This window comes from Aeromonas encheleia (assembly GCF_900637545.1).
GTDB lineage: Bacteria > Pseudomonadota > Gammaproteobacteria > Enterobacterales > Aeromonadaceae > Aeromonas > Aeromonas encheleia.
Map to the genome: position 1 here is coordinate 542,027 of NZ_LR134376.1, position 20,748 is coordinate 562,774.

14 protein-coding genes and 7 tRNA genes are annotated in these 20,748 nt (G+C 60.9%); 14 read left to right on the plus strand and 7 right to left on the minus strand.

What is annotated here, in order from left to right:
- Window positions 1–186 precede the first annotated feature (186 nt).
- From alaS to EL255_RS02585, 9 genes are all read left to right on the plus strand, one after another.
- Window positions 187–2,811, plus strand: a complete 2,625-nt coding sequence (gene alaS, locus EL255_RS02545) for an alanine--tRNA ligase (protein ID WP_042652048.1) — start codon at window positions 187–189, stop codon at window positions 2,809–2,811.
- Window positions 2,812–2,827: 16 nt separating this feature from the next.
- A complete protein-coding gene (locus EL255_RS02550) occupies window positions 2,828–4,075 on the plus strand; it encodes an aspartate kinase (RefSeq protein ID WP_042652049.1) in 1,248 nt (415 codons plus the stop codon).
- A 93-nt stretch (window positions 4,076–4,168) separates the two neighbouring features.
- A complete protein-coding gene (csrA, locus tag EL255_RS02555; RefSeq protein ID WP_005315760.1) occupies window positions 4,169–4,357 on the plus strand; it encodes a carbon storage regulator CsrA in 189 nt (62 codons plus the stop codon).
- Between the two features lie 214 nt (window positions 4,358–4,571).
- Window positions 4,572–4,664, plus strand: a tRNA-Ser gene (locus EL255_RS02560).
- 3 nt (window positions 4,665–4,667) lie between these two features.
- Window positions 4,668–4,744, plus strand: a tRNA-Arg gene (locus EL255_RS02565).
- A gap of 100 nt (window positions 4,745–4,844) precedes the next feature.
- A tRNA-Arg gene (locus EL255_RS02570) sits at window positions 4,845–4,921 on the plus strand.
- Between the two features lie 26 nt (window positions 4,922–4,947).
- Window positions 4,948–5,024 (plus strand) — tRNA-Arg (locus tag EL255_RS02575).
- 28 nt (window positions 5,025–5,052) lie between these two features.
- Window positions 5,053–5,129, plus strand: a tRNA-Arg gene (locus tag EL255_RS02580).
- A 28-nt stretch (window positions 5,130–5,157) separates the two neighbouring features.
- Window positions 5,158–5,234 (plus strand) — tRNA-Arg (locus EL255_RS02585).
- A 308-nt stretch (window positions 5,235–5,542) separates the two neighbouring features.
- On the opposite strand, the gene pbpG is transcribed toward EL255_RS02585, so the two are convergent.
- The 6 genes from pbpG to pepA form a co-directional block, all read right to left on the minus strand.
- Window positions 5,543–6,370, minus strand: coding sequence for a D-alanyl-D-alanine endopeptidase (pbpG, locus tag EL255_RS02590; protein ID WP_042652050.1), 828 nt, complete (start codon window positions 6,368–6,370; stop codon window positions 5,543–5,545).
- A 147-nt stretch (window positions 6,371–6,517) separates the two neighbouring features.
- Complete coding sequence (locus tag EL255_RS02595) at window positions 6,518–7,183, minus strand: DedA family protein (protein WP_042652051.1); 666 nt, start codon at window positions 7,181–7,183, stop codon at window positions 6,518–6,520.
- Window positions 7,184–7,201: 18 nt separating this feature from the next.
- Window positions 7,202–8,494, minus strand: coding sequence for a hemolysin family protein (locus EL255_RS02600; protein WP_042652052.1), 1,293 nt, complete (start codon window positions 8,492–8,494; stop codon window positions 7,202–7,204).
- Window positions 8,495–8,736: 242 nt separating this feature from the next.
- The gene (locus EL255_RS02605) at window positions 8,737–11,589 is read right to left on the minus strand and encodes a valine--tRNA ligase (RefSeq protein ID WP_042652053.1); all 2,853 of its coding nucleotides are present in this window, start codon (window positions 11,587–11,589) and stop codon (window positions 8,737–8,739) included.
- 61 nt (window positions 11,590–11,650) lie between these two features.
- The gene (locus tag EL255_RS02610) at window positions 11,651–12,106 is read right to left on the minus strand and encodes a DNA polymerase III subunit chi (protein WP_042652054.1); all 456 of its coding nucleotides are present in this window, start codon (window positions 12,104–12,106) and stop codon (window positions 11,651–11,653) included.
- Between the two features lie 170 nt (window positions 12,107–12,276).
- On the minus strand, window positions 12,277–13,788 hold the full coding sequence (pepA, locus tag EL255_RS02615) for a leucyl aminopeptidase (RefSeq protein WP_042652055.1): 1,512 nt from the start codon (window positions 13,786–13,788) through the stop codon (window positions 12,277–12,279).
- 172 nt (window positions 13,789–13,960) lie between these two features.
- On the opposite strand from pepA, the gene lptF reads away from it, so the two are divergent.
- Window positions 13,961–15,073: an LPS export ABC transporter permease LptF gene (gene lptF, locus EL255_RS02620; RefSeq protein ID WP_042652056.1), complete on the plus strand. Its 1,113-nt coding sequence runs from the start codon at window positions 13,961–13,963 to the stop codon at window positions 15,071–15,073.
- Window positions 15,074–15,214: 141 nt separating this feature from the next.
- Window positions 15,215–16,285, plus strand: coding sequence for an LPS export ABC transporter permease LptG (gene lptG, locus EL255_RS02625; RefSeq protein ID WP_042652057.1), 1,071 nt, complete (start codon window positions 15,215–15,217; stop codon window positions 16,283–16,285).
- A 124-nt stretch (window positions 16,286–16,409) separates the two neighbouring features.
- On the opposite strand, the gene EL255_RS02630 is transcribed toward lptG, so the two are convergent.
- Complete coding sequence (locus tag EL255_RS02630; RefSeq protein WP_042652058.1) at window positions 16,410–16,928, minus strand: RDD family protein; 519 nt, start codon at window positions 16,926–16,928, stop codon at window positions 16,410–16,412.
- A 142-nt stretch (window positions 16,929–17,070) separates the two neighbouring features.
- Between EL255_RS02630 and EL255_RS02635 the strand changes: the two genes are divergently transcribed.
- From EL255_RS02635 to rlmD, 3 genes are all read left to right on the plus strand, one after another.
- Window positions 17,071–17,155, plus strand: a tRNA-Leu gene (locus EL255_RS02635).
- A gap of 520 nt (window positions 17,156–17,675) precedes the next feature.
- Window positions 17,676–19,103 (plus strand): ammonium transporter, encoded by a 1,428-nt coding sequence (gene amt, locus EL255_RS02640; protein WP_042652060.1) that lies wholly within the window; start codon window positions 17,676–17,678, stop codon window positions 19,101–19,103.
- A gap of 283 nt (window positions 19,104–19,386) precedes the next feature.
- Window positions 19,387–20,736, plus strand: coding sequence for a 23S rRNA (uracil(1939)-C(5))-methyltransferase RlmD (gene rlmD / locus EL255_RS02645; protein WP_042652061.1), 1,350 nt, complete (start codon window positions 19,387–19,389; stop codon window positions 20,734–20,736).
- Window positions 20,737–20,748: the final 12 nt, after the last annotated feature.

Below are 20,748 nucleotides of genomic sequence, written 5' to 3' on the forward strand. Positions count from 1 at the left end.
ACAAACGACACCTTTCCGCCTCTCGTTCTTCTTCCTGCCTCATGGCTCCTTTCCCCTGCTAATCTGAGAGTCCGTCCGCGATGCGTGCTTTTTCACCCATGGCGGGCCTGCGCGTTTTACTTTACCCCGCAGAAAACTTACATTAATGCGGTTAAAAGTCCGTATTCGAATCAAGCAGGATTTTCCATGTATATGTCCACGTCAGAGTTGCGCTCAGCGTTTCTCGAGTATTTCCGCTCCCAGGGGCACCAGGTTGTCTCCTCCAGCTCGCTGGTGCCGCATAACGACCCGACCCTGCTGTTCACCAACGCAGGTATGAACCAGTTCAAGGATACCTTCCTTGGCGCCGACAAGCGTGCCTATAACCGAGCCACCACGGCCCAGCGTTGCGTGCGGGCTGGCGGTAAGCACAATGACCTGGAAAACGTCGGCTATACCGCTCGTCACCACACCTTCTTCGAGATGCTGGGTAACTTCAGCTTCGGTGACTATTTCAAGCAGGACGCCATCCGTTTTGCCTGGGAATTCCTGACCGGGACCCTCAAGCTGCCCAAAGAGCGCCTGCTGGTCACCGTGTATGAAACGGATGATGAAGCCTTCAACATCTGGGCAAACGAAGTGGGCGTGCCAGTCGAGCGCATCGTACGCATCGGCGACAACAAGGGCGCCCCTTTTGCCTCCGATAACTTCTGGCAGATGGGCGATACCGGTCCGTGCGGCCCCTGCACCGAGATCTTCTATGACCACGGCGATCACCTCTGGGGTGGCCCTCCCGGTTCACCGGAAGAGGACGGCGACCGTTTCATCGAGATCTGGAACGTGGTGTTCATGCAGTTCAACCGTCAGGCCGACGGCACCATGGAACCGCTGCCCCGTCCGTCTGTGGATACCGGCATGGGTCTGGAGCGCATCTCCGCCATCATGCAGGGCGTCCACTCCAACTACGAGATCGACATCTTCCAGGCGCTGATCAAGAAGGCGGCCGAGATCGTCGGCACCACAGATCTGAGCAATCAGTCCCTGCGCGTCATCGCCGACCACATCCGCTCCTGCGCCTTCCTGGTGGCCGACGGTGTCATGCCCTCCAACGAGGGCCGTGGCTATGTGCTGCGCCGCATCATCCGCCGCGCCGTGCGTCACGGCCGCAAGCTGGGCGCCACCGAGGTGTTCTTCTACAAGCTGGCCGCCGAACTCGCGGTGCAGATGAAGGACGTAGGCCCTGAACTCATCGCCCAGCTGCCGCTGGTCGAGCGCGTGCTGCGCATCGAGGAAGAGCAGTTTGTCCGCACCCTGGATCGCGGCCTGCTGTTGCTGGAAGACGTGCTGGCGAACCTGGGTGATGCCAAGGTCATCCCGGGCGAGGTGGTGTTCAAGTTGTATGACACCTACGGCTTCCCGGCGGACTTGACCGCCGACGTGGTGCGCGAGCGCGAGATCGGCATCGACGAAGAAGGTTTCCGTGTCGAGATGGAGAAGCAGCGCGCCCGTGCGAAAGAGGCCTCCAGCTTCGGTGTGAACTACAACGAGGTGTTGAAACTCGATTTCGAGACCCCATTTACCGGTTACAAACAGCTGAGCCAAACGACTCAGGTGGTCGGCATCTACAAGGATGCGATCGAAGTGAGCGGCCTGATCGCCGGCGAAGAAGCCGTGATCGTGCTGGCCGAGACCCCCTTCTACGCCGAATCCGGTGGTCAGGTGGGCGACAGCGGTATTCTCAAGGTGGATGACGGCATCTTCGCCGTGACCGACACCCAGAAAGCGGGCAAGGCCATCATTCACAAGGGCTATCTGGAGCTGGGTACCCTGGAGAAGGGGGCCGTGGTGGAAGCCGTGGTCGATGGGGAGCGCCGCCAGGCCGTGGCCCTGAACCACTCGGTCACCCACCTGCTGCACGCAGCCCTGCGCCAGGCGCTGGGTGATCACGTGACCCAGAAGGGCTCGCTGGTCGGGGCCGATCGCATGCGCTTCGACTTCTCCCACTTCGAAGGCCTGACCATGGCGACCATTCGCCGGGTTGAGGAGCTGGTCAACGCCCAGATCCGTGCCAACCACGATGTCGTCACCCAGGTGATGGATCTGGAAGCGGCCAAGTCCGCCGGCGCCATGGCGCTGTTTGGCGAGAAATATGAAGACGATGTGCGGGTCGTGCGCATGGGTGACTACTCCACCGAGCTGTGTGGCGGTACTCATGCCAAGCGTACCGGTGACATCGGCTTCTTCAAGATCATCGCCGAGAGCGGTGTCGCCGCCGGGGTGCGCCGCATCGAGGCGGTGACCGGCAAGGGCGCCATCGACTTCATGCACCAGCTGGCAGAGCAGTTTGAAGAAGCCGCGGCCCTGGTGAAAGGGGATCAGTTCTCCATCGGCAGCAAGGTGCGCCAGCTGCTGGACAAGTCCAGGATGATGGAACGCGAGCTGGAGCAGCTCAAGGCCAAGCTGGCCGCTCAGGCCGGCAGCGACCTGCTGAGCCAGGTGGTCGAGATCAAGGGTCAGAAGGTGCTGATCGCCGCACTGGACGGGGCCGATCCCAAGTCCCTGCGCGGCATGTTGGACGAGCTGAAGAACCGGATGAAGTCCGGTGTCGTGCTGCTGGCGACCAGCAGCGATGACAAGGTCAACCTGATCGCCGGTGTGACCAACGATCTGACCGCCAAGGTGAAGGCCGGCGAGCTGGTCAACCTGGTGGCCCAGCAGGTGGGCGGCAAGGGCGGTGGTCGTCCCGACATGGCCCAGGCGGGGGGAACCCAGCCAGAAGCCGTGCCGGCGGCGCTGCAATCCGTTCACTCCTGGTTGGAAGAGCGCCTGTAAACGGGCGAGGTGATCTGTGGCACTTTATGTACAGAAGTACGGCGGCACCTCGGTCGGCACGCTGGAGCGGATCGAGGCGGTGGCTGAGCGGGTTCAGCTGAGCCGAGCCCAAGGACACGATGTGGTGGTGGTGGTGTCCGCCATGTCGGGCGAAACCAACCGGTTGCTGGGCATGGCCCAGCAACTGGATCCTGATGCCAATCGGCGCGAGATGGATGTGCTGGTCTCCACCGGTGAGCAGGTCACCATAGCGCTGCTGGCAATCGCGTTGAACAAACGGGGTTGTGCTGCGGTCTCAATGACCGGTGATCAGGTGCGTATCCACACCGATTCCGCCTATGGCAAGGCCAGGATCAGCCACATAGATACCGAGCAGGTTCAGTCTGCACTGAGCGCGGGCAAGGTGGTGGTGATCGCCGGTTTCCAGGGCCGCGATGAGCACAACGCCATCACGACCCTGGGGCGTGGCGGTTCGGATACCACGGCGGTGGCGGTCGCGGCGGCCATCAAGGCCGATGAATGCCAGATCTTTACCGATGTGGATGGGGTCTATACCACTGATCCGCGCATCGAGCCCAAGGCCAGGCGCCTTTCCACCATCACCTTCGAGGAGATGCTGGAGATGGCGAGCCTGGGGGCCAAGGTGCTGCAGATCCGTTCGGTGGAGTTCGCGGGCAAGTACCGCGTGCCACTGCGGGTGCTGTCGAGTTTTGTCGACGGAGAGGGAACCTTGATCACATATGGAGATGAGAGGATGGAAGCACCCCTGGTATCCGGCATCGCGTTCAATCGCAATGAGGCCAGCCTGACCATTCTGGGTGTGCCGGACAGGCCCACCGTGGCGGCGCAGATCCTCAATCCGATCAGCGATGCCAACATTGATGTCGACATGATAGTGCAGAACACACTAGGGGATGGCACCGCCGATTTTACCTTCACGGTGAATCGGGATGACTATCGCCGGGCCCGGGCGCTGCTGGAGGAGACCGCCACCGAGCTGGGGGCCGCCTGCGTGCAGGGCAACGGGGAGATCGCCAAGGTCTCCATCGTTGGGGTCGGCATGTGGAATCACCCCGGCGTCGCTCGCACCATGTTTAAGGTATTGGGCGAGGAGGGGATCAACATGCAGTTGATTTCCACCTCTGAAATCAAGATATCCGTAGTGATTGACGAGAAGTACCTGGAGCTGGCGGTGCGCGCGTTGCACTCCGCTTTCGGGCTGGATAATGAGCCTCATGAGCAGCCCTTGGGGAACAATCCCTGATTGATTTAGTTTCAACCATTTACCATATCGGTATCTTTGTAAGATAATGTCGCATATCGATATAAATACAAAACAGGATACAGGAGCAAGCGAATGCTTATTTTGACTCGTCGTGTAGGGGAAACCCTGATGATTGGTGACGAAGTGACTGTCACCGTGCTGGGCGTTAAGGGTAACCAGGTTCGTATCGGTGTGAACGCACCGAAAGAGGTCTCCGTGCACCGCGAAGAGATCTACATGCGGATACAGGCCGAGAAAGTCCCGGGCCAACCGAATTTCTAAGCCGCATCGATAGCTGCTTTTAAGGCGACACTTGCTGTGTCGCCTTTTGTTTTTCTGGCCCGGCAGAATGGGCCCGCAGGGGGCGGAACTACAGGGTAAGTACCGATATTGTTTGAATATTCCACTCTTTGACCAAATGCTGAGCGAACGCTCTGTTTTCTCCAAAAAAGTGTTTGACTAAAAATCCCTGTGAAGTATTATCAGCCCCGCAAACGGAGAGGTGGCCGAGAGGCTGAAGGCGCTCCCCTGCTAAGGGAGTATGCGGCTTATACCCGCATCGGGGGTTCGAATCCCCCCTTCTCCGCCATTTGCGCCCGTAGCTCAGCTGGATAGAGTACCTGGCTACGAACCAGGTGGTCGGAGGTTCGAATCCTCCCGGGCGCACCATATTACGACTCAAGCAAGAGTCATGTGTTGACCATCAGCAAGTCGACACTTTAGAAAAGGCTTACTGATAAGTAGGCTTTTTTTATCGTTTTAAATCAGGGCGCCCGTAGCTCAGCTGGATAGAGTACCTGGCTACGAACCAGGTGGTCGGAGGTTCGAATCCTCCCGGGCGCACCATTTAAAGTGAAATCAAAGATTTATGAGCGCCCGTAGCTCAGCTGGATAGAGTACCTGGCTACGAACCAGGTGGTCAGAGGTTCGAATCCTCTCGGGCGCACCATTTTGAAAGCAGTGTCAAAAGTTTGTGAGCGCCCGTAGCTCAGCTGGATAGAGTACCTGGCTACGAACCAGGTGGTCGGAGGTTCGAATCCTCCCGGGCGCACCATTTTGAAAGCAGTGTTAACAGTTAATGAGCGCCCGTAGCTCAGCTGGATAGAGTACCTGGCTACGAACCAGGTGGTCGGAGGTTCGAATCCTCCCGGGCGCACCATACAGACAGCCTCGACTTCGGTCGGGGCTGTTTTTTTATGGGCCGCCGCCGGATGACGATATGTCTGCGCTGCGGCCGCACTCGGCGCCGCCTCCGTCAGGGTGCCGGCATGTCCCGCCCCAAGGCCTTATCCCCTGCGCTATCGCTTCATACGGCGTTCCATTGCCCAGTCATGGTATGGAGTCAGCAAAGTGCCCTGGCTGCGCCCAGAGCGTGCAGGCGCGTCGGTTGGCGTCATCGAACCAGCGCCCGTCAGCGGGCAATAAAAAAGGATGCCAAGGCATCCTTTTTTATTTCTGGTGAGGCGATCAGCTCTTGAGCCACTTGCGAATTCGGTTGGCATCCCCGATCGGGGTGCGCTTGCCCACCGAGTTGAGCAGCACTATGGCGAGCTCCTGGCGGTCCGGCTTGGCGCGCATCAGCAGGCAGCGGCCCGCCTCGTCGGTGAAACCGGTCTTGGAGAGGCGTACGTCCCAATCCGGATTCTTCACCAGCGGGTTGGTGTTGTTGAACATCAGGCTGTAGGCCGGGGCCATGAAGCGCATCTCCATGTTGGTGTCCTGGGTGAACTGGCGGATCAGCGGCTGGCGATAGGCCGCCGAGATGAGCCTGGCCAGATCCTGGGCGGTGGAGACGTTGCGGGTCGACAGGCCGGTGGAGTCATAGAAGCGGCTGTTGCGCATGCCGAGCTGTTTGGCCTTGTTGTTCATGGCGCGGATGAAGGCCGAGCGGCCACCCGGGTAGTGACGAGCCAGGGCCGAGGCCATGCGGTTCTCGGAGGACATCAGCGCCAGGTGCAGGGCATCGCGGCGGGTCACCTTGGTGCCAAAACGCACCCGGGAATAGGTGTGCTTGATGTTGTCCCTGTCGTTCTGATCGACGGTCAGGGTCTGGCTCAGGCTCTGACGGGCATCCAGCACCACCAGGGCGGTCATCAGCTTGGTGAGGGAGGCGATGGGACGCACCCGGGTGGCATTCTTCTGATAGAGCGTCTTGCCCGTGTTGACGTCCATCACCAGAGCACTGCCCGATTGCAACTTCAGATTGGCTGGGTTGGGCGCCGCCAGGGCCGCAGGCAATCCGAGCAATCCAGCCAACCCACACAGCAGCGCAATTGCGCGAATTCGACACCCCATACAACCGACTCCATCCACAGCGAAAAAAGGCGCTAGATTCACTCATTTTTGCCCTTGCTTTACAAGAGCGGCGGCGAGGAATTCGTCATTATTTCCATAAAAAAGGGCCGCCCCTGGCGACCCTGATGATTTGTCTCAGCCTTTGCCTCAATCCCGGGAGGCGGGGGCCTTGCGTTTGCTCAGCCAGCGCCAGATCAATGCGATCAAACCGCCGACCAGCAGCACCAGCGGCAGGCAGAGGATGATGCTGAGGAACTGGGACTCATACTGTGCGGCCAGCTTGGTGTGGCTCAGGTAATAACCCAGCCCGACCAGCGGGCAGATCCACATGATGGAGCTGATCAGGTTGACGATGAGGAAGCGCCCCTGCGGTATCTCGTTGGCGCCGACGATGTAGGGATAGGCGGTGCGCACGAAGGCGATGTAGCGAGCGGTGATCAGGGTGATGATGCCGTACTTGTTGAGCAGGTAATGCACCTTCTCCTTGTGTTTGTCGTCCAGGTGGGACATCAGCCTGTGGTACATCTGGGTATGGCCGAGAAAGCGCCCCTGCATGTAGCCGCACCAGGTACCGACGAAGGTGGCCATGATCAGCAGCGGAATGACCGCCAGTGGCAGCACGCCCTGATAGATGAGCACGCCGGTCAGGATCAGCAGGGTGTCGCCGGGCAGGAAGGCGGTCGGGATGAAGCCATTCTCCAACACCAGGAAGGTCAGCAGGACGATATAGACCATGAAGACCATCTTGGGATCGGACAGGGTCGCCAGATCCTGATTAATGAAGGCGTGAGCCAGGTGGTAAAACTGCTCCATACGTGCAAACTCCGCAGATTAGCTGGGTTGGTCGGTCAAGGGCATGGCAAGCACCTTGTCGATGCGCAGGCCGTCCATATCTACAATTTCCAGTTGCCACTGTTCCAGGGTGACCAGGTCTCCGGTCCGGGGAAGGCGACCAAGGAGCAGCATGATAAGCCCTCCAAGGGTGTGATAGTGATGTTTTTCTTCTTCCGGCAAGCGGACCAGTTCCAGACAATCTTTCAGCTCCGGCAGGGGGATGAGGCCATCCAGCAGCCAGCTGCCGTCGGCGCGCTGGAATGCCCAGTTGTCCTCACCATCCTCCTGCTGGAAGTCACCGGCCAGGGTCTCCAGCAGATCCTGCTGGGTGACCAGCCCCTGCAGCTCACCATACTCGTCCACCACCAGCACCATGTGCTCGGAGTGGGCGCGGAAGTGATTGAGCAGCTCGAGGCCGTTGAGGGTCTCCGGCAGCAGGCTGCCATCCTGGGTGAGGGCCGCCAGATCGATGGGCTCCCCCTTGATGTAGGCGTGCAGCACCTTGTTGACGTTGAGGATGCCCACCAGATCCGACAGGCTGCCGTCACAGACCGGGAAGAAGCTGTGGCGATACTCCACCAGTCGCTGCAGGTTGGTCTCCAGTGGCAGGGAGAGATCCAGATAGCGGATGTCGCTGCGCGGCACCATCAGGGAGGCCAGGCTGCGCTCGTCGAGACGAAACACATTCCGTAACATAGTGTGTTCCTGATCCTCGATGATGCCAGCCTCGGAGCCTTCCACCAGCATGGCGTGGATCTCCTCCTGGGTGACGTTGTTGCTGTTGTTCTGATCGACCCGCAGGATGCGCAGGCTGGCATGGGTCGAGGCCGACAGCAACCAGACGAAGGGGCGGGTCAGGGTCGCCAGCCACTGCATGGGGCGGGCCACCAGGCAGGCGATGCGTTCGGCATTGAGCTGGCCGAGGCGCTTGGGGACCAGCTCCCCCACCACTATGGAGAGGTAGGTGACCAGCACCACCACGATGACGGTGGCGAGCAGGCTGCTGCTCTTGGCGGAGAGGCCCCACTCCTGCAGCCATTGTGCGAAGGGTTGTGCCAGCAGGGATTCACCGTAGATACCGTTGAGCAGGCCGATGCTGGTGATGCCTATCTGGACGGCAGAGAGGAAATGGGTCGGATTCTCGCCCAGTTTGAGCGCAATGGCGGCGGAGCGGCTGCCTTCGCTTGCCATCTTGCTGAGGCGGGCCTTGCGCGCGGTGACGATGGCGATTTCCGACATGGCGAAGACGCCATTGAGCAAAATCAATCCGAGCAGGATCAATATTTCCATACTGCGACAGCACTCCAAATAGAAAAGATCGCTGGCAGTGTAATGAATTTACGGGCGATGCGCTTGTGAAAGCGGGTGACTGGGCTCGCTAATTTTTCAATTGCGTGGGGCAGAAAAGCGGCCTTGCCGGGCGCTGGACAACCGAGAGCCGCCATCCTCTGGAAGTTGCGGCCTGGTGGGACCGGCGGTGAGCCAATAAAAAAGCCCCCGATAAACGGGGGCTTGTCGCGAAGCGGGGTCGCTTACAGGGCGGCGATCTCGACCTGTTGGGCTTCCAGCTTGACCAGCTGGAGGCGGTACTCTTCCAGCTTCTCGCGCTCCTTGGCGATGACCGCCTCCGGCGCCTTGGCCACGAAGGCCTCGTTGCCGAGCTTGCCTTCGATACGGGCGCATTCACCGGCCAGCTTGGCCACCTCTTTGGCCAGACGGGCCAGCTCGGCTTCCTTGTCGATGAGGCCGGCCATGGGGATCATCAGCTCGGTGCTGCCGATCAGCTTCTTCACCGACAGCGGGGCGACGTCGCCGTCCGCCAGCACGCGGATGGACTCCAGGCGAGCGAGGGACTTGAGGAAGGCCTCGTTGTCCTTGGCGCGCTGGGCATCCTTGGCGTCGCACTGGAGCAGCACGTTGAGGCCCACGCTCGGCGCCACGTTCATCTCGGCGCGGATGTTGCGGATGCCGACGATGAACTCCTTCACCCACTCCTGATCCGCCATGGCGGTCTCATCCAGTCTGGCGGCATCGAACTCGGGGAAGGGCTGCAGCATGATGGTGTCGGCATGGACCCCGGTCAGCGGCGCCACCGATTTCCAGATGGTCTCGGTGATGAACGGAATGATGGGGTGCGCCAGGCGCAGCAGGGTTTCCAGCACAGTCACCAGGGTGTGACGGGTGGCACGCTGCTCGGATTCCGAGCCCTTGCCCAGCACCGGCTTAGTCAGCTCCAGATACCAGTCGCAGAACTGGTTCCAGATAAATTCGTACAGCACGCCGGCGGCCATGTCGAAGCGGTAGGTGTCGAGCGCGGTGCGGAAGTCGCGGATGGCGACCTGCAGCTGGGACTGGATCCAGCGATCCGCCAGGCTGAACTGCATCTCGCCGCCATTCAGGCCGCAATCCTGCTCTTCGGTGTTCATCAGCACGTAGCGCGACGCGTTCCACAGCTTGTTGCAGAAGTTGTTGTAACCGTCCAGGCGCTTCATGTCCCAGTTGATGTCACGACCCGTGCTGGCCAGCGCCGCCAGGGTGAAGCGCAGGGCGTCGGTGCCGTGGGCCTCGATCCCTTCCGGGAACTGCTTGGCGGTGCGCTTGCCGATCTTCTCGGCCATCTGCGGCTGCATCATGTTGCCGGTGCGCTTCTCCAGCAGATTTGCCAGGCTGATACCGTCGATCATGTCGAGCGGGTCCAGCACGTTGCCCTTGGACTTGGACATCTTCTGGCCCTCTTCATCCCGGATCAGGCCGGTGATATAGACGGTCTTGAAGGGAACCTGCGGGGTGCCATCTTCATTCTTGATGAAGTGCATGGTCATCATGATCATCCGGGCTATCCAGAAGAAGATGATGTCGAAGCCGCTCATCAGCACGTCGGTCGGGTGGAAGGTCTTGAGCGCTTCGGTGTTGTTCGGCCAGCCCAGGGTGGAGAAGGTCCACAGGGCGGAGCTGAACCAGGTGTCGAGCACGTCTTCGTCCTGACGCAGCACGGTCACGGACGGAATGTTGTGCTTGGCGCGCACCTCGGCCTCGTCGCGACCGACGTAGACCTTGCCGGATTCGTCATACCAGGCCGGGATGCGGTGACCCCACCACAGCTGACGGGAGACACACCAGTCCTGAATGTCGCGCATCCAGGAGAAGTACATGTTCTCGTACTGCTTGGGCACAAACTGGATGCGACCATCTTCCACCGCCTCGATGGCGGTCTTGGCCATGGGCGCCACGCGTACGTACCACTGGTCGGTCAGCATGGGTTCGATGGGCACGCCACCGCGATCGCCGTAAGGCTGTTGCAGCACGTGATCCTTGGTTTCGCTCAGCAGGCCCAGCTCGTCCAGCCTGGCCAGGATGGCCTTGCGGGCGGCGAAGCGCTCCAGCCCGGCGAATTCGGCCGGCAGGGCGGCGTCATAGGCGGTGCAGGGGTTGCCGTTGGTGTCGACCACTTCGGCCTCGGCGCGCACGTGGGCGTCCAGGGTGAAGATGTTGATCATCGGCAGGTTGTGGCGCTTGCCCACTTCGTTATCGTTGAAGTCGTGGGCCGGGGTGATCTTCACGCAGCCGGTGCCCTTCTCCATGTCGGCGTGTTCGTCGGCGACGATGGGGATCAGGCGGTTCACCAGCGGCAGCAGTATGTGCTGGCCGATCAACGCCTTGTAACGCGGGTCTTCCGGGTTCACGGCGACGGCGGTATCACCCAGCATGGTCTCGGGACGGGTGGTGGCGACGATCAGGTGATCCTGGCCTTCGGCGGTCTTGGCGCCGTTCGCCAGCGGATAACGCAGGTGCCACATGTGGCCCTTGATCTCGCGGTTTTCCACTTCCAGATCGGAGATGGCGGTGTTGAGCTTGGGATCCCAGTTCACCAGGCGTTTGCCACGGTACATCAGGCCATCTTCATACAGACGCACGAACACTTCCTGTACGGCTTCGGAGAGGCCCTCGTCCATGGTGAAGCGCTCGCGCTCCCAGTCCACTGAGTCACCGAGGCGGCGCATCTGACGGGTGATGGTGCCGCCGGACTCTTCCTTCCACTGCCAGATCTTGTCGATGAAGGCATCGCGGCCGTAGTCGTGACGGGTCTTGCCCTCTTCGGCGGCGATCTTGCGCTCCACCACCATCTGGGTGGCGATGCCGGCGTGGTCACAGCCCGCCTGCCACAGGGTGTTCTTGCCCTGCATGCGGTTGTAGCGGATCAGGGTGTCCATCAGGGTCTGCTGGAAGGCGTGACCCATGTGCAGGCTGCCGGTGACGTTCGGCGGCGGGATCATGATGCAGAAGGAGTCTTTGCTGGTGTCACCGTGGGGCTTGAAGTAACCCTGGGATTCCCAGTGCTGGTAGAGCGCCTGTTCGATGGCGTTGTGATTAAAAGTCTTTTCCATGGTCTCGCCGTATTCTGGATGAATTCTGGTGTTGATGGGGTCTGGATCGCGGGGGCGGCAGTCAGGGCTGCGCCGGATCCGGTGCGGCAAGGACGGGCTGATCCCTCATCTCGAGGGCATGGCCTGCCTGGCGATAGTGCTTGTAGCGCTCGCGGGCTTGCTGCTTTTGCGTTTCGTCAGTGGGGACAAAATCTACCACTTGAGCGAAGTGTCCTGCAAACAAAGGTGTCTGTTCGGCCAGATTGATGAGGCAGGCGTAGCGCCGCTTCGGTGGCTGGCAGCCGATCTCGACCGGGGCCTGACCGGTTTCGCCCTGCAACTGATGCGGTACGAAGCGATCCGGCGGCAGCTGCCACAGCAGCTCGTCCAGGCGCTCGGCCTGAGCCTGATCCACACAATGCAGATAGAGATGGCCCGCGCCCCAGCCATCGGCCGCCAGTTGGCAGGCGAGCCGCTCGACGGCGGAAGCCTGCGCGTCATCCGGCTCACTCATCAGGTAAAAGGTCACTTGGCTCATCAGGTTGGGTCCCGTTTGGCTGTGACGGACAGCGATTGGCCGTCGGTGGGGTGCCATGCCGGGCATGGTTCCCCCAGTTCTCTCAATGAAACAAGGAAGAGGCGGGCCTCTTCCTTGTGATACGGGTTAACGCCTCCCCGCCGCGCACAGGGTGCGGCGGGCGTGAGGAATCACTCCTTGTCTTCGACATCCGCCACGCCGGCCCGGTTCAGCAGGAACTGGGTCAGTAGGGGCACCGGACGACCGGTGGAGCCCTTGTCCTTGCCACTCTTCCAGGCGGTACCTGCGATGTCCAGGTGGGCCCAGTTGTACTTCTTGGTGAAGCGTGACAGGAAGGCGGCGGCAGTGATGGTACCGGCCGGGCGGCCGCCGATGTTGGCCATGTCGGCGAACGGGCTCTCCAGCTGTTCCTGATACTCATCGAACAGCGGCAGGCGCCAGGCGCGATCACCGGCCTGCTCGGAGGCGTTCAGCAGCTCGTGGGCCAGCGGGTTGTGGTTGGCCAGCAGACCCGAGGTGTGGTGACCGAGGGCGATGATGCAGGCCCCGGTCAGGGTCGCCACGTCGATGACGGTCTCGGGATCGTAGCGATCGACATAGGTGAGCGCATCGCACAGCACCAGGCGCCCTTCCGCGTCGGTGTTGAGCACCTCGACGGTCTGGCCGGACATGGTGGTGAGGATGTCACCGGGCCGGTAGGCGTTGCCACCCGGCATGTTCTCGCAACCGGCCAGCACGCCTATGACGTTGATGGGCAGCTGCAACTGGGCCAGGGCGTGCATGGTGCCGAGCACGGAGGCGGCGCCACCCATGTCGTACTTCATCTCGTCCATGCCCTCGGCCGGCTTGATGGAGATGCCGCCGGAGTCGAAGGTCAGCCCCTTGCCGACCAGCACGATGGGCTTGGCGTCGCCGTTGCCCTTGTACTCGATGATGGCCATCATGGCTTCGTTGTCGGAGCCACGGGCCACCGCCAGGTAGGAGTTCATGCCGAGTTCGGCCATCTCCTGCTCGCCGATCACCTTGGTGGTGATGTTGTCATAGGCATCGGCCAGACGACGGGCCTGGGAGGCCAGGTAAGCCGGGTTGCAGATGTTGGGCGGCATGTTCGCCACGTCGCGACAGACCCGCACCCCTTTCGCCACGGCCAGGCCGTGGGCGATGGCGCGCTCGCCTATGGTCAGTTCCCGACGCGTCGGCACGTTGAACACCAGCTTGCGCAGCGGGCGGCGCGGTTCGGCCTTGTTGGTCTTGAACTGATCGAAGCTGTAGAGGCCCGCCTTGGTGGTTTCCACCGCCTGACGCACCTTCCAGTAAGTATCCCGTCCCTTGACGTGCAGCTCGGTCAGGAAGCAGACGGCTTCCATGGACCCGGTCTCGTTGAGGGTGGTGATTGTCTTGTTGATGATCTGCTTGTACTGGCGTTCGTCGAGTTCCCGCTCCTTGCCGCAACCGACCAGCAGTACGCGCTCGCTGAGCACGCCCGGTACTTGATGCAGCAACAGCATCTGGCCTGGTTTGCCTTCCAGATCGCCGCGGCGCAGCAGCGAGCTGATGTAGCCGTCGCTGATCTTGTCCAGCTGTTCGGCGACCGGAGAGAGGCGACGGGGCTCAAACACGCCAACCACGACGCAGGCACTGCGTTGCTTCTCAGGACTGCCACTCTTTACACTGAACTCCATGGAATCTCCTACATCCTAAAGACAAAAGGCACCTTTTATTGAATAATGCGGTGCTTGTTGGGGTATCAGAGGCGGAGCGAACAGCCACAGGCTCCGCAGTTCAAACTGGTAAAAATCCAATATAGGGCCCTATTTTTCAGGCATTCGACTAAAAACACAAGTTTACTTGGGAATGACTGTGATCGTTTTCCGATATTTGTTCAGGGAGACCCTGAAAACCCAGCTGGCGGTGTTATTCGTACTGCTGCTTATCTTCGTCAGCCAGCAATTTATCCAGATCATCGGCGATGCCGCCGATGGCGAGGTGCCGACGCGCCTGGTTTCCACCCTGCTGCTGCTCAACCTGCCCAATATGGCGCTGTTGATGCTGCCTATCAGTCTGTTCCTTGCCATTTTGTTTGCTCATGGTCGTTTGTATGCCGAAAGCGAGATGACGGTGATGCATGCCGTGGGTTTCAGTCACCGCTTCGTGATGCGCAGCGCCATGCTGCTGGCCTTGCTGACGGCGGCGGTGGCGGCGTTCAACACCGGCTGGATCGCGCCCCAGGCCAAGGAGCGCGAGTATCAGGTGATCGACGAGTTCAAGGCCGATCCGGGCATCTCCTTCCTGCAGGCGGGCCGCTTCATGGAGCTCGACAAGGGACGGCTGGTCGCCTACATCCAGGATCTGAACGACAAGGGCTCTGAGCTGCAGAAGATCTTCGTGCTGCAGCGCGCCGAAGGTACCTCGCCGCCCTCCGTCGTGGTGGCCAGCGAGGGGCATGTGACCGCCGACAGCAACGGCCTGCAGTGGTTGACCCTGAAAGATGGCTCCCGCTACGAGGGCCAGTTCACCGGCAAGCAGTTCCAGATCTCCAACTTTGACGAGTACAGCCTGGTGATCCGCCAGCAGGAGATGGAACGCTCCAACCGCAAGGCGGCGGCCAAGCCGACCGTGGCGCTGCTCGGCACCCAGGACAATCAGCTGATGGCCGAGTTGCAGTGGCGCCTGTCGCTGCCCGTCTCCATTCTGGTGCTTACCTTCCTGGTGGTGCCGCTGGCCAGGGTCAATCCCCGCCAGGGCCGTTATGCCAAGTTGCTGCCCGCCATCCTGCTCTATCTCTCCTATTTCCTGTTGCTCAGCGCCGCCCGCTCGGCCATCGACAGCGGGCGTCTGCCCCACTGGCCCGGCATGTTCCTGGTGCCTATGGTCTATCTGCTGGCAATCGGCCTGCCGCTCAACCTGCATGGCACGACCTGGTGGAACGGGGTGAAGAGTCACTTCTTCAAAATGAAATCGGCATGATGCTGCAACATAGGGATCTCTGCTGATGTTTGACATTCTCGACAGACATATCAACAGGGTCGCCCCCGTGTCGATTCATGTTTCATACACCGCATTTCAAGGGAAAATCAGCATGATGCTGCAACCTGGGAGTCTCGGCTGATGTTTGGCATTCTCGATAGATATATCGGCCGGGTCATTTTCATGTCGATCCTGCTGTGTGAGCTGACCCTGGTCGGGCTGGCTGCGCTCATCAAGTATGTGGAGCAGCTCAAGGCGGTGGGGGAAGGCAACTATGACATGCTCAACGCGCTCTATTTCGTGCTGCTCTCCATGCCGAAGGAGGCGGTGCTGTTCTTCCCGCTGGCGGCTCTGCTGGGGGGGCTCATCGGGCTCGGTCAGCTGGCGACCACCTCAGAATTGGTGGTGATGCAGGCATCGGGCCGCTCCAAGATCAGCATAGTGATGGCGGCGCTCAAGACCGCGATCCCCCTGATGTTGCTGGTAGGGCTGATGGGGGAATATGTGGCCCCCGTCGCGAAGCGGATGGCGGATGACATCAAGGCGGGTGCCATGTCGGAAGGACGGCTGACCGTCTCGGCCTATGGTGTCTGGGCCCGGGATGGCAACAACTTCGTCAATATCAACGGGGTACGCAACGACGGAGCCTTGACCGGCATCACCCTGTACCGTTTCACTCCGTCCCGTGCTCTGATCGACGTCGTACAGGCACAGGAGGGGGTGTTCGAACAGCATCACTGGCTGCTCAAGCGGGTGCATATCACCCGCTTCGACGATCCCAAGCAGATCCAGGACGAGAAGCATGAGCAGATGGCGTGGAGCTCGGAGCTGACCCCCAAACAGCTGGGGGTGGTCAGCATAGATCCCGAGAACCTGCCGATCTCCGGCCTGCGCGACTATATCGGCTATCTGGATGCCAACAAGCAGGATGCGGGGCGCTACAAGCTGGAGATGTGGCGCAAGCTGCTGTCGCCGCTCTCTGTGGTGGCCATGATTTTGCTGGCCTCCTCCTTCATCTTCGGCCCGCTGCGCTCGGTGAGCATGGGGGCGAGGATGCTGATGGGGATCATGACCGGCTTCGCGGTCTATGTGAGCGATCGGGTGTTCGGTCCCGTCAGCTTGGTGTATGCGATGCCGCCCATCCTGGCCGCTATCGCCCCCAGCCTGCTGTTCGGCGGTATTTCCTTCTATATCCTGAGCCGCAGGCGATAGCCGGATGGCGAAACGAAAAGGGCCCTCATGGGCCCTTTTTTCATGCTGTCCACGGCGATACGGGCCATGGAGGCAGGTAGTGAGAAGGGCACCCCGGGGTGCCCTTCTTGTCATTCAAGCTACCTTATTTGTTCAGCTGCTCCAGATTCTCCTGCTTGCTCAGCACCACCACCTCACACTCGGACCAGATGTCCTGGAAGGCGCGTGGCCGCTCGCGGTTCATCACGCACAGCAGGTTGCCGAGTCCGAAGGCGGCAGTCCCGAGCCGGATCAGGGCCTGGGTGATGCGGATGTTGCTGCCATCCACATTCTGGATGCGCAGGCGCCAGGCGCGCATGCCGATGGTCTGACCGGCGCGGGTCCAGAACCAGGTATAGAAACCGCAGATCACCAGGGCCAGCCAGGCGCTGTAGAGCGGGCTGGTCAGCAGCCAGGAGGCATCCTTGCCCTCGGGCACGCTCGCCATGCCGGTGGCCAGCAGCAACTGGGCAACCCCCATGCCGATGAAGCCGGCGATGATCAACAGGGCGATGACCACCAGATAGTCATAGAGCAGGGCGCCCAGGCGGCGCAGCAGACCGGCGGAGGGATATGGATGCTGGGGGGGAGGGGTCGGGGAGGAGACTGTCTTGCGCTTGGCCATGATGCTATTCCATTAATATGATGCGGGCATTCTATGTAACTGACCCCACATCGGCAAGGCGTTGAATAAATGAGCAAACGGGATCCGACGTGAGAAAAACACCTTGCATGCCCAAGCGCCATTCGTATAATCCCTCGCAGTTGCCCGGGTGGCGAAATCGGTAGACGCAGCGGATTCAAAATCCGCCGTTGAAAGACGTGTCGGTTCGAGTCCGACCCCGGGCACCATTTAGAATTCAATGACAAAAGGCCATCCTCACGGATGGCCTTTTGTTTTTCCGTTGCTTGGCGGCGGCCGCCAGCCCATGCTCTGTGCCTCCACCCACTGTCACGCCCAGGATTCTCACTTGCTGCAAGTGGGGCTTCTCCTCTGCTCACCCCTGCTGGCCGTCTTGGCAAAGGCAGTACCCGCATTCTTCCTGACCCCTGTCACATCTTGGTGCGCCCTCCCGGCTCTGCACAGCGGGAGTGCGATTTCGTTCCTGTTTGTGAACCAGGTGCGCCAACATGGTGCAACCCTTCTTCGAATATCACACAAGATATTGAATATTATGTAATTTATTTTTTGGCCTGCTTTATGCTTTAACACAATCATGTCGCCATGATGATCCCTGCGGGGTCATGCCTAGGGTTGTGACAGGGCAATACCGATTTACCGATGTGGGTTTGAGTGAATAGCCAAGTTAGACATTCATATCAGGAAATGGACCCGGCCAGGTGCCGGGATGACAGGGAAGGAGAGGGCTGTATGTTCAAGAGACTCGTAATGACTGGCCTGCTGGTGCTGACCGCCACCATGGCCGCCCCGGGTTGGGCCGAAGAGGTGGCTGCACAGGCTGATGTGGTGCAGACAGCGGCGACCGTGACCATCAACAAGGGAGACAATACCTGGCTGATGCTGGCGGCCATCCTGGTGATCCTGATGTCCGTCCCGGGCCTGGCCCTGTTCTACGGTGGCCTGGTGCGTGCCAAGAATATGCTGAGCGTGCTGATGCAGGTGTTCACCCTGTTCTGCCTCATCACCGTGCTCTGGGTGGTCTACGGCTATTCGCTGGCCTTCACCGAAGGGGGAGCCTTCTACGGCTCATTCGACAAGGTGCTGCTGGTCGGGGTCACCCCCGAGTCGATCGCCGCCACCTTCAGCAAAGGGGTGGGGATCAGCGAGCTCATCTATGTGGTGTTCCAGGGCGCCTTCGCGGCCATCACCTGCGGGCTCATCGTCGGTGGCTTTGCCGAGCGGATGAAGTTCTCGGCGGTGCTGCTGTTCGCCGTGATCTGGTTCACCTTCGCCTACATTCCGATGGCGCACATGGTGTGGTACTGGGCCGGTCCTGATGCCTACACCTCGGCCGACACGGCGGCCGCGGCGACGGCCACCGCCGGTTACCTGTTCCAGCATGGCGCGCTCGATTTCGCCGGTGGCACAGTGGTGCACATCAACGCGGCGGTTGCCGGTCTGGTCGGCGCCTACATGACCGGCAAGCGAGTGGGTTACGGTCGTGACCCCATGGCACCGCACAGCCTGACCATGACCATGATAGGGGCCGCCCTGCTCTGGTTCGGCTGGTTCGGCTTCAACGCCGGTTCCGCGCTGGAAGCGAACGGCACAGCCGCACTGGCACTGATCAACACCTGGCTGGCTCCGGCTGCGGCCGCCCTCTCCTGGACCTTTGCCGAATGGCTGATGAAGGGGCGTCCCTCCCTGCTGGGGGCGGTCTCGGGGGCGGTTGCCGGCCTGGTTGCCATCACCCCTGCCGCCGGTTTCGTCGGTGTTGGTGGTGCCCTCATCATCGGGATCCTGAGCGGGGTGGCCGGGCTGTGGGGTGTGCATGGTCTCAAGCGCCTGCTGAGGGCCGATGACAGCCTGGACGTATTCGGTCTGCACGGGGTGTGCGGGATCCTGGGGGCTATCCTGACCGGGGTCTTCGCCAGCCCGGATCTGGGCGGTACCGGGGTGTGGGATTATGTGACCAACCAGGTCGCCGAGGGCTATTCCATCCTGGCGCAGGTGAAGATCCAGATCATCGGCGTACTGGTGACGGTGGCATGGACCGCCGTGGTCTCCGCCGTGGCATACAAGGCGGTGGATCTGCTGATCGGCCTGCGGGTGAAGGAAGATGCGGAGCGGGAAGGGCTGGATGTCACCAGTCATGGCGAGAAGGCCTACAGCCTGTAACCGCATCGGGCTCCCATTAACAAGCTTGCCGCCGGCCCTGTCCGGCGGTTTTTTTATGGCTGCCATAGGTAGCCGGATCGCCATTCAATCTGGCTGGCCTGTTTTAGGCGGCGATTGATGCCTGCAACCTGCAACCGGATCGCCATTCAATCCTGCCGGCCTGTTTTAGGCGGTGATTTATGCCTGCAATTTGGACGGATCTCCGCTAAACTCTGCCACCCTTTATTTGGGGTAGCCGGGTTAGCCCGCTTCCATCCTTTTATCTATGCCTTCGGAGCCGCTCATGCCGTTAGTGGGACACCAACATCAGATCGATATTCTGGAACTGACCGACAAAGGGGACGGCAAGGGTCGCCTGTTCGATCGCCCTCTGTTTGTCGAGGGTCTGCTGCCCGGTGAGCAGGCGCTGGTCGAGCTGACCGAAGTCAAACCGAACTATCTGCACGGCAAGCTGGTCGAGCTGACCCAGGCCTCCGCCGATCGGGTCGCCGATTTCTGCCCGAACACCGAGTGCGGTGGCTGCCAGGTCAGGCCGCTGGCCTATCCGGCCCAGCTCAAGCTGAAGCAGTCCCTGGTGCAGAGCGCGCTGGATCAGGCCGGGCTGGCTACCCAGGTCAACCCCATCCTCGGCATGGATAGCCCCTTCGCCTATCGCAACAAGGCGCAGTATGCGGTGCGTAGCAGCGCGGCTGGTGCCGAGATCGGTTTCTATCGCAAGCACTCCCACGATCTCATCACCGCCGACGACTGCGCGGTGCAGGACTCCCTGCACGTGGAGCTCAATGCCCGGGTACGCAACTGGATGCGCACGCACGAGATCGCGGCCTATGACGAGGTCAACCACAGCGGTTGTGTCCGTAATCTGATGACCCGCAAGGGCTTCAAGAGCGGTGAGCTGATGGTGGTGCTGGTGACCCTGGGTGAAGCACTGCCATTCGAAGCCGAGTTGCTGGCGGCGCTGGCGGATCTGCCCATCACCACCCTGGTACAGAACGTCAACGACGAGCGCACCAACCGCATCCTGGGCGCGAGCAACCGGGTGCTGCTGGGGGAAGGTGTCATCCGCGACAAGATCCACGAACTCGAATTCGAGATCTCGCCGCTCTCCTTCTTCCAGAACAACCCGAGCCAGACCGATGTGCTCTACTCCAAGGCGCTCGAATACAGCGAGCTGACCGGCAACGAGACTGTGTTCGACATCTACTGCGGCATCGGCACCATCTCCCTGTTCCTGGCGGCCAAGGCTGCCAAGGTGGTTGGCATCGAGTCGGTGGAGAGCGCGATCTCGGATGCCCGCCGCAACGCGGCCCTCAATGGCATAGAGCACACCGAATTCCACGTGGGCAAGGCCGAGCAGTTGATGCCCGAGCTGCACGCCCAGGGCGTGAGCGCCGATGTGGTGGTGATGGATCCCCCCCGCAAGGGTTGTGACAAGGCGGTGCTGCAGACCCTGGTCGCCATGGCACCCCGTCGCCTGGTCTATGTCTCCTGCAACCCGCAGACCCTGGCCCGGGATCTGGCCTACCTGGTCAAGCAGGGCTTCGTGCTGGACGAGGTGCAGCCGGTGGACATGTTCCCCCACTCCATGCACGTGGAAGCCGTTGCCCGTCTGAGCCTGCCAGCCAAGGGTTGATCGGCGAGAGGT

What these genes read in the sequence shown, in the direction of transcription:
- lptG (WP_042652057.1), top strand. Translation starts at nt 15,215, where the DNA reads ATGTTTGGCATTCTCGATAGATATATCGGCCGGGTCATTTTCATGTCG.
- EL255_RS02600 (WP_042652052.1), bottom strand. Translation starts at nt 8,494, where the DNA reads ATGGAAATATTGATCCTGCTCGGATTGATTTTGCTCAATGGCGTCTTC.
- EL255_RS02630 (WP_042652058.1), bottom strand. Translation starts at nt 16,928, where the DNA reads ATGGCCAAGCGCAAGACAGTCTCCTCCCCGACCCCTCCCCCCCAGCAT.
- amt (WP_042652060.1), top strand. Translation starts at nt 17,676, where the DNA reads ATGTTCAAGAGACTCGTAATGACTGGCCTGCTGGTGCTGACCGCCACC.
- lptF (WP_042652056.1), top strand. Translation starts at nt 13,961, where the DNA reads ATGACTGTGATCGTTTTCCGATATTTGTTCAGGGAGACCCTGAAAACC.
- EL255_RS02595 (WP_042652051.1), bottom strand. Translation starts at nt 7,183, where the DNA reads ATGGAGCAGTTTTACCACCTGGCTCACGCCTTCATTAATCAGGATCTG.
- EL255_RS02610 (WP_042652054.1), bottom strand. Translation starts at nt 12,106, where the DNA reads ATGAGCCAAGTGACCTTTTACCTGATGAGTGAGCCGGATGACGCGCAG.
- csrA (WP_005315760.1), top strand. Translation starts at nt 4,169, where the DNA reads ATGCTTATTTTGACTCGTCGTGTAGGGGAAACCCTGATGATTGGTGAC.
- EL255_RS02605 (WP_042652053.1), bottom strand. Translation starts at nt 11,589, where the DNA reads ATGGAAAAGACTTTTAATCACAACGCCATCGAACAGGCGCTCTACCAG.
- rlmD (WP_042652061.1), top strand. Translation starts at nt 19,387, where the DNA reads ATGCCGTTAGTGGGACACCAACATCAGATCGATATTCTGGAACTGACC.
- pbpG (WP_042652050.1), bottom strand. Translation starts at nt 6,370, where the DNA reads ATGGGGTGTCGAATTCGCGCAATTGCGCTGCTGTGTGGGTTGGCTGGA.
- alaS (WP_042652048.1), top strand. Translation starts at nt 187, where the DNA reads ATGTATATGTCCACGTCAGAGTTGCGCTCAGCGTTTCTCGAGTATTTC.
- pepA (WP_042652055.1), bottom strand. Translation starts at nt 13,788, where the DNA reads ATGGAGTTCAGTGTAAAGAGTGGCAGTCCTGAGAAGCAACGCAGTGCC.